Here is an 8147-nt window from a genome sequence, read left to right as displayed (position 1 = left end):
GTGTGGGGCGAGCGCAACCAGATTTCCGTAATCGCCCAGCACACTGGTGCCGATTCGGCTTCGGTGATCTTCGATGCGGTGCAGGCGGCCAAGGCCCGTGGCATGGACGTATTGATCGCCGACACGGCCGGGCGCCTGCATACCAAAGACAACCTGATGGAAGAGTTGAAGAAGGTCCGCCGGGTGATCGGCAAGCTGGATGACACCGCGCCCCACGAAGTGCTGCTGGTGCTGGACGCCGGCACCGGGCAGAACGCGATCAACCAGGCCAAGCAGTTCAACCAGACGGTCAACCTCACCGGCCTGGCCCTGACCAAGCTGGATGGCACCGCCAAGGGCGGGGTGATCTTCGCCCTGGCCAAGCAGTTTGCCTTGCCGATTCGCTATATCGGGGTGGGCGAAGGCATCGACGACCTGCGCACCTTCGAGGCCGAGGCCTTTGTCCAGGCGCTATTCGCTACCCGGGGGCACTGATGATCAAGTTCGAGCAGGTCGGCAAACGCTACCCCAACGGCCATATCGGGCTGCACGAGCTGAGTTTCCGCGTGCGCCGCGGCGAGTTCCTGTTCGTTACCGGCCACTCCGGCGCCGGCAAGAGCACGCTGTTGCGCCTGCTGCTGGCGATGGAGCGGCCGACCAGCGGCAAGCTGCTACTGGCCGGGCAGGACCTGGCGCAGATCACCAATGCGCAGATCCCCTACCTGCGTCGGCAGATCGGCGTGGTGTTCCAGAACCACCAACTGCTGTTTGACCGCAGCGTGTTCGACAACGTCGCCCTGCCGCTGCAGATACTCGGCATGTCCAAGGCGGACATCGGTCAGCGCGTCGGTAGCGCTCTGGAGCGCGTGTCGCTGTCGGACAAGGCCGAACAATTCCCCAGCGAACTGTCCACCGGCCAGCAGCAGCGCGTCGGCATCGCCCGCGCCGTGGTGCATCAGCCGGCCTTGCTGCTGGCCGATGAACCGACCGGTAACCTCGACCCCCGTCTGGCCGCTGAAATCATGGGTGTATTCGAAGATATCAACCGCCTCGGTACCAGTGTGCTGATCGCCAGCCACGACCTGGCGCTGATCGCGCGCATGCGCCACCGCATGCTGACCCTGCAACGTGGCCGCCTGATCGGCGACGGGGAGGCCGTATGAGCGCCACCCGCATGCCGCCACCGCAGCCGGCGCAACGAGTCGGTGCCGCGCCGAAGAAAGCCGATGCACCGAGCCCGGATGACGGCCCGGACCTGCGCAGCCAGTTGCATGCCTGGCTGGAGAACCATCGCGCCAGCCTGGTCGACAGCCTGCGCCGTTTGGCCAAGCAGCCGATCGGCAGCTTCTTCACCTGCCTGGTGATGGCCGTGGCCCTGAGCCTGCCCATGGGCCTGGCCTTGCTGCTGGATAACGTCGAGCGCCTGGGCGTGTCCTGGCAGCGCGCGGCGCAGATTTCCCTGTTCCTGCAAATCGATGCGACCGAGGCCCAGGGCCAGGCGCTGCGCGAGCAGATCGCCGCCATGGAGGATGTCAGCGAGGCCGAGTGGATCAGCCGCGAGCGCGCGCTGGAGGAATTCCAGCAGCAGTCCGGCCTCGGCGAGGCGCTCAAGGAGTTGCCGGATAACCCGCTGCCAGGCGTGGTGGTGGTGACACCCCAGGAAGTCGACAAGGTCGCCCTGGAAGCCTTGCGCCTGCGCCTGGCGGAATTGCCCCAGGTGCAGCAGGCACAGCTCGATCTGCTCTGGGTCGAACGCCTCAGCGCCATGCTCAAGCTGGGCGAGCGTTTCGTCTTCGGCCTGACCCTGCTGCTGATCATGGCGCTGCTGCTGGTGATAGGTAACACCATCCGCCTGCATATCGAGAATCGCCGCACCGAGATAGAGGTGATCAAGCTGGTCGGCGGTACCGACAGCTATGTGCGCCGGCCCTTCCTCTATATGGGCACTCTCTATGGTCTGGGTGCCGGCCTGCTGGCCTGGCTGGTGCTGGCCTATGGCCTGGGCTGGTTGAACGGCGCCGTGGTGCGCCTGGCCGGGCTGTATGGCAGTGACTTCGCCCTGGGCGGCGTGCCGCTGGCCGATGGTCTGTCGCTGCTGCTCGGCGCCGTATTGTTGGGCTATATTGGCGCCTGGCTGGCTGTCGCTCGTCACCTGAACGAGCTTGCCCCTAGATAAGCTATTGTTTTTGTTGATATTGACTATCTGTAACGGAACTTGTACAGACGTTCCTAGTCGTATGGCTCAGTGCTACACTGCGATCGATTCGTAAGTCGGAGGATTCAGATGTCCACTTCTTTGCAACCTGTTCATGCTCTGGTTCCGGGTGCCAACCTGGAGGCATACGTGCATGCGGTAAACGGCATCCCGCTGTTGACCCCCGAGCAGGAACGCGAACTGGCGGAAAGCCTCTTCTACCAGCAAGACCTCGAAGCCGCCCGGCAGATGGTGCTGGCTCACCTGCGTTTTGTCGTGCATATCGCCCGCAGCTACTCGGGCTACGGCCTGGCCCAGGCCGACCTGATTCAGGAAGGCAACGTCGGCCTGATGAAGGCGGTCAAGCGTTTCAATCCGGAAATGGGCGTGCGCCTGGTGTCCTTCGCCGTGCACTGGATTCGCGCCGAGATCCACGAATTCATCCTGCGCAACTGGCGCATCGTCAAAGTCGCCACCACCAAGGCGCAGCGCAAGCTGTTCTTCAACCTGCGCAGCCAGAAGAAGCGTCTGGCCTGGTTGAACAACGACGAAGTGCACGCCGTGGCGGAAAGCCTGGGTGTCGAACCGCGTGAAGTGCGCGAGATGGAAAGCCGCTTGACCGGCCATGACATGGCCTTCGACCCGGCCGCCGAGGCGGATGACGAAAGCGCCTTCCAGTCGCCGGCGCATTATCTGGAAGACCACCGCTACGACCCGGCGCGCCAGTTGGAAGATTCGGACTGGAGCGACAGCTCCAACGCCAATCTGCACGAAGCCCTGGAAGGCCTCGACGAGCGCAGCCGCGATATCCTCTACCAGCGCTGGCTGGCCGAGGAGAAGTCCACGCTGCATGACCTGGCGGCCAAGTACAAGGTCTCCGCCGAGCGCATCCGCCAGCTGGAAAAGAACGCCATGAACAGGCTCAAGGGCTCAATCATGGCCTAAGCCTGACGCCGTAGAAAGCCGCACCCGGGTGCGGCTTTTTTCTGCCTGACGAAAAATGCCGGAGGCATCTGCCGTCCGCCTGCTGCATGGGCCAATCTTCGCCATGGCCGCCGGGCAATGGCTCGGCGGCCCTAGGCCTTGCCGATTAGCCTTAGGCGAGTAGCCACTTGGGCCATCAGGTCGGGCGTTTGGATTCTAGGCGGTCGAGGTAATGGCTGCCGCCCAGTTGCCACATCTGTTGGCGTATCCAGGCCGCGCGCCGGCTGATCCTGGAACCGGGCCGGCTGGCGCTCCAGGCCCGTGGGTTGGGCAGCACGGCGGCCAGCAGGCTGGCCTGCTGGCGTGACAAGTAAGGTGCGCCGACCTTGAAGTGGTGTCGCGCGGCGGCTTCGGCGCCGAAGATGCCGTCGCCCCATTCGACGCTGTTAAGGTACACCTCGAGAATCCGCTGCTTTGGCCAGAGCAGTTCGATCAAGCCGGTAAACCAGACTTCCAGCCCTTTGCGCAGCCAGCTGCGCCCCGACCAGAGAAACAGGTTTTTCGCCACCTGCTGGCTCAGGGTACTGGCCCCGCGTAGCGAGCCGCCTTGCTGGTTGTGCGCCATGGCGGCCTGAATCGCGGCCACGTCGAAGCCCCAGTGCTCGACGAACTTCTGATCCTCGGCGGCGATCACCGCGATCTTCAGGTGATCCGGCAGCTCCTGCCAGGGCCGCCAGCTGCGCTGCAGGTCGATGGGCTGGCCGTAGATCCAGGATTCGACCTTGCGTTCGGCCATCAGCGCCGAGCCCGGTGGCGAAACCCAGCGCAACAGCAGCACCAGCAGCACCGAGCCGATAGCCAGCCAGAGCAGCAGTTTGAACAGGCGTTGGAGGATGGATCGAAGCATATGAACTTGGCCGGTACGGGTTTGCGCGCCATTATAGCCAGCCCTGCCCTTATAGCTGGAGTGATGCATGGCTCGTCTGTGGTTGTTGTTGGCCGCTTTGGCCGGTTTTAGCGGGGTTGTCCTGGGTGCCTTTGCCGCCCATGGTCTGAAAAGCCAACTGACGGCCGATTATCTGACGGTATTTCACACCGGCACCCACTACCAGTTGCTGCATGCCTTGGCCTTGTTCGGCGTGGGGCTGCTGGTGCTGCAGCGGCCGAGTCGCCTGGTCAATTGGGCTGGCGGTTTGTTCGCCCTGGGCATTCTGTTGTTTTCCGGCAGCCTCTATCTGTTGACCCTGAGCGGCATCGGCGCGCTCGGCATTATTACCCCTTTCGGCGGCCTGGCTTTTCTCGGCGGCTGGCTGTGCCTGGGCCTGGCGGCCTGGAAGCTGAAGGCGCCTGACTCTTGAGTCAGAAAGTAGGACGAACGGCAGCCTTTAGCCTTGGTCATAGTGCGTGAGCAGGCTAGAATGCCCGCCCCTTTCCCCCAGTTGTGACCGTACCGTCATGCATATTCAGTTAAACGGTGAAGCATTCGAATTGCCCGATGGTGAAACCGTCGCCGGGCTGATCGGCCGTCTGGATCTGGCTGGACGCCGTGTGGCGGTTGAACTCAACCTGGATATAGTGCCGCGCAGCCAGCAGGCCACCACCGCGTTAAGCGAAGGTGATCGGGTTGAGGTGGTGCATGCCATAGGCGGCGGTTGAAGCCAGCGCCTGCGCACTGATACAGCCCGCCCACTGCAAGAGGAATACCCATGAGCCAAGTTCGTAGCGACAAGCCCTTTACCCTGGCTGGCCGTACCTACCAGTCGCGCCTGTTGGTGGGCACCGGCAAGTACAAGGACCTCGAGGAAACCCGCCTGGCCATCGAGGCATCGGGTGCCGAAATCGTTACCGTGGCGGTGCGCCGTACCAATATCGGGCAGAACCCGGACGAGCCGAACCTGCTCGACGTGATCAGCCCCGAGCGCTACACCATCCTGCCGAACACCGCCGGCTGCTATGACGCCGTCGAAGCCGTGCGCACCTGCCGCCTGGCCCGCGAGCTGCTGGATGGACACAAGCTGGTCAAGCTGGAAGTGCTGGCCGACCAGAAGACCCTGTTCCCCAACGTGATCGAAACCCTCAAGGCCGCCGAAGTACTGGTCAAGGACGGTTTCGACGTGATGGTCTACACCAGCGATGATCCGATCATCGCCCGCGAGCTGGCCGCCATGGGCTGTATCGCGGTGATGCCGTTGGCCGGTTTGATCGGCACCGGCCTGGGCATCTGCAACCCCTACAACCTGCGCATCATTCTGGAAGAGGCCACCGTGCCGGTGCTGGTGGATGCCGGCGTGGGCACCGCCTCGGACGCCACCATCGCCATGGAACTGGGCTGCGAGGCGGTGCTGATGAACAGCGCCATCGCCCACGCCCAGCACCCGGTGCTGATGGCCCAGGCCATGAAGTACGCCATCGAAGCCGGGCGTCTGGCCTATCTGGCCGGGCGTATGCCGAAGAAGCTGTATGCCAGCGCCTCCTCGCCGCTGGATGGTCTGATCAGCTAAGCCTGGTCGTGGCCTGGCGGCGACAGAACGGACTCGGCAGGCTTGCCCACTAAGGGTAAACTCCGCGTCCTTTGCGTTGCCCCGAATAGGTGCGGCGTGACTCTAGAGCGGCTGCACGAGAACTTTATGAGCGACGAGATCCAGCAAGCAGGCGCTAGCGCTGCTCCGCGCGCCCTGCGCACCATCAAAAGCTTTGTGATGCGTGCCGGGCGCATGACCGAAGGCCAGCAGCGCGGCCTGGAACTGGGCTGGCCGAAGTTCGGCCTGCAACTGGAAGATGGTCTGCGCGATTTCGATCAGGTCTTCGGCCGCAGTGCGCCGCGCACCTTCGAGATCGGCTTCGGCATGGGGCATGCGACCCTGGAGATGGCCGCCGCCGCTCCCGAGCAGGATTTTATCGGCGTCGAAGTGCACAGGCCGGGTGTCGGCGCCCTGCTCAATGGCCTGATGACGCAGAACCTGAGCAACGTCAGGGTCTATAGCTGCGATGCCCTGGACGTGCTGCGCCAGTGCGTGGCCGATGCCAGCCTGGACCGCCTGCTGCTGTTCTTCCCGGATCCCTGGCACAAGGCCAAGCACAACAAGCGGCGCATCGTGCAGCCGGCCTTCGCCGAGTTGGTGCGGCAGAAGCTGAAGATCGGCGGCGTGCTGCATATGGCCACCGACTGGCAAGCCTACGCCGAGCATATGCTGGAGGTGATGAACGTGGCGTCCGGCTACCAGAACCTGGCGGCGGACGGCCAGTACGTACCGCGTCCGGACGAGCGGCCCACCACCAAATTCGAGCGCCGTGGCGAGCGCCTCGGTCATGGCGTATGGGACCTGAAGTTCCAGCGCAACGCCTGATCAATCTCTACCCGCCGAATCGCTCGGCGCGGCAACGCACAAAAGCGCAAGGACGATGGCAGAAGATCGGACTAATCCGACGCCAGCCAGGACGGCTCCTCACCAAGACGGCAAATAAACCCGGGCTCCGATTGCCTGGGTCATAAGAACAGCAGCCCTGCTTTTTGCCAGGCTGCGAGGAGAACGCTGTGTTGAGAACGCTTTCAATTCTGCTACTGGCTGTCGCGCTACAGGCGCAGGCCAAGATCGATCCCATCCAGGCCGCGCGCCTGGGCCAGGACCTCACCCCCCTGGGTGGCGAACGTGCCGGCAATGCGGCCGGCACCATCCCAGCCTGGAATGGCGGCCTGGCCAAGCCGCCCGCCAACTACCAGCCAGGTATGCACCACCCCGACCCCTATGCGGCGGATATGCCGCTGTACCGGATCGACAGCCAGAACCTGGCGCAGTACCGCGCGCAGCTGCCGGCCGGCCTGCAGAGGCTGCTGGAGAAGAACCCCGACTACTTTATGCGGGTGTTCCCCACCCGGCGCAGCGCGGCCGCGCCGCAGCGCATCTATGACGCCACCCGCTTCAATGCGCAGAACGCCGAGCTGATCTCCGGCGGCAATGGCGTGGCCGGCGTCGCCGCAGGGGTGCCTTTCCCGCTGCCGCAGAGCGGCCAGGAAGCCATCTGGAACCACATCATGCGCTACCGTGGCGACCAGATCAGCTTCGTCACCAACCAGGCGGCGGTGCTTTCCAATGGCGCCTACAACCTGCTCAAGCTGGAGCGCGACGTCTACTTCCTCTACGGTCGCGAGGGCGTCAGCCCCCAGGACCTGGACAACACCCTGTTCTATTACAAGTACAAGGTTGTCGCCCCGGCCAAGCTGGCGGGTTCGGCGCTGGTGGTGCAGGAAACCCTCGACCAGATCCTGGCGATCCGCAAGGCCTGGCGCTTCAACCGTGGCGAGCGTCGCGTGCGGCGCCTGCCGATGCTGGCCTACGACACCCTGCAACCGGATAGCAACGGCATGGCCACCGCGGATCAGGTCGATGCGTATAACGGCGCGCCGGACCGATACGACTGGCAGTTGCTCGGCAAGCAGGAAATGCTGGTGCCCTACAACAGCTACGCGGTGCACCAGAAGGACATTCCCTACGACAGCATCCTCAAGCGCAACACCCTCAACCCCGAGCTGCTGCGTTACGAGCTGCACCGGGTCTGGGTGGTTGAGGCCGATCTGCGCAAGGGTTTCAGTCATCCCTATGCCAAGCGCCGCTTCTATCTAGATGAGGACAGCTGGCAGATACTCGCGGTCGATCTGTACGACAAGAGCGGCGAGCTGAGTGGCGTGCAGGAAAGCCACCCGATCAGCTACTACGATGTGCCGATGTTCGGCAGCACCCTGGAAAGCATCTACGACTTCAAGGGCGGGCGTTACTTCGTCGACGGCCTGGATAACAACGAGCCGATGTACAACTTCAAGGCCCCGCTGACTCCGCGCGACTTCACCCCGCAGGCGCTGCGCCGCGAAGGTAACTGAGGTTCACTCGATCCACGAAAAAGCCGCCCAATTGGGCTAATGCCAGTCAGTTAAGCTGACTGGCATTTTTATTTCTGATCGGATACTTCGACGATTTGAGCCTGATGGCGCGTGGATAGATACGATCTTCTCGTCGATGGGGCAGGACGTAGTGTGGGGCTGAAGCATGCAGTT

General features: G+C 63.4%; 9 protein-coding genes and 1 pseudogene. 9 read left to right on the top strand and 1 reads right to left on the bottom strand.

Translation table 11 applies throughout. The features are described from left to right. The 4 genes and pseudogenes from Q8Q83_RS07520 to rpoH all read left to right on the top strand — a co-directional run. Positions 1-474 (top strand): annotated as a pseudogene (locus Q8Q83_RS07520) (signal recognition particle-docking protein FtsY); the annotation flags it as partial. Beyond that, positions 474-1142, top strand: coding sequence for a cell division ATP-binding protein FtsE (gene ftsE, locus Q8Q83_RS07515; protein WP_305622516.1), 669 nt, complete (start codon positions 474-476; stop codon positions 1140-1142). The pseudogene Q8Q83_RS07520 and the gene ftsE, both read left to right, overlap by 1 nt. Then, a complete protein-coding gene (gene ftsX / locus Q8Q83_RS07510) occupies positions 1139-2155 on the top strand; it encodes a permease-like cell division protein FtsX (RefSeq protein WP_305622514.1) in 1017 nt (338 codons plus the stop codon). The genes ftsE and ftsX overlap by 4 nt, the downstream gene beginning before the upstream one ends. Positions 2156-2263: 108 nt before the next feature. After that, a complete protein-coding gene (rpoH, locus tag Q8Q83_RS07505; protein WP_305622513.1) occupies positions 2264-3118 on the top strand; it encodes an RNA polymerase sigma factor RpoH in 855 nt (284 codons plus the stop codon). Positions 3119-3293: 175 nt separating this feature from the next. On the opposite strand, the gene mtgA is transcribed toward rpoH, so the two are convergent. Further along, on the bottom strand, positions 3294-4004 hold the full coding sequence (gene mtgA, locus Q8Q83_RS07500) for a monofunctional biosynthetic peptidoglycan transglycosylase (protein ID WP_305622511.1): 711 nt from the start codon (positions 4002-4004) through the stop codon (positions 3294-3296). 67 nt (positions 4005-4071) lie between these two features. Between mtgA and Q8Q83_RS07495 the strand changes: the two genes are divergently transcribed. The 5 genes from Q8Q83_RS07495 (at position 4072) to Q8Q83_RS07475 (ending at position 7973) form a co-directional block, all read left to right on the top strand. Next, positions 4072-4455: a DUF423 domain-containing protein gene (locus tag Q8Q83_RS07495; RefSeq protein ID WP_305622509.1), complete on the top strand. Its 384-nt coding sequence runs from the start codon at positions 4072-4074 to the stop codon at positions 4453-4455. A gap of 97 nt (positions 4456-4552) precedes the next feature. Then, positions 4553-4753, top strand: coding sequence for a sulfur carrier protein ThiS (gene thiS / locus Q8Q83_RS07490; RefSeq protein WP_305622507.1), 201 nt, complete (start codon positions 4553-4555; stop codon positions 4751-4753). Between the two features lie 50 nt (positions 4754-4803). Further along, positions 4804-5598 (top strand): thiazole synthase, encoded by a 795-nt coding sequence (locus tag Q8Q83_RS07485; RefSeq protein WP_305622505.1) that lies wholly within the window; start codon positions 4804-4806, stop codon positions 5596-5598. Positions 5599-5772: 174 nt separating this feature from the next. Further along, positions 5773-6444 carry a tRNA (guanosine(46)-N7)-methyltransferase TrmB gene (gene trmB / locus Q8Q83_RS07480; protein WP_305622520.1) on the top strand — a complete coding sequence of 224 codons (672 nt, stop codon included), beginning with the start codon at positions 5773-5775 and terminating at the stop codon, positions 6442-6444. A gap of 188 nt (positions 6445-6632) precedes the next feature. Continuing rightward, positions 6633-7973 carry a DUF1329 domain-containing protein gene (locus Q8Q83_RS07475; protein ID WP_305622503.1) on the top strand — a complete coding sequence of 447 codons (1341 nt, stop codon included), beginning with the start codon at positions 6633-6635 and terminating at the stop codon, positions 7971-7973. The last annotated feature ends 174 nt before the right edge of the window (positions 7974-8147 follow it).

Origin of the sequence: Pseudomonas sp. (assembly GCF_030696055.1) — a bacterium.
Lineage (GTDB): Bacteria > Pseudomonadota > Gammaproteobacteria > Pseudomonadales > Pseudomonadaceae > Aquipseudomonas.
The sequence above is the reverse complement of the archived record's forward strand: the minus strand, read 5'-3'. Positions and strand labels throughout refer to the sequence as shown.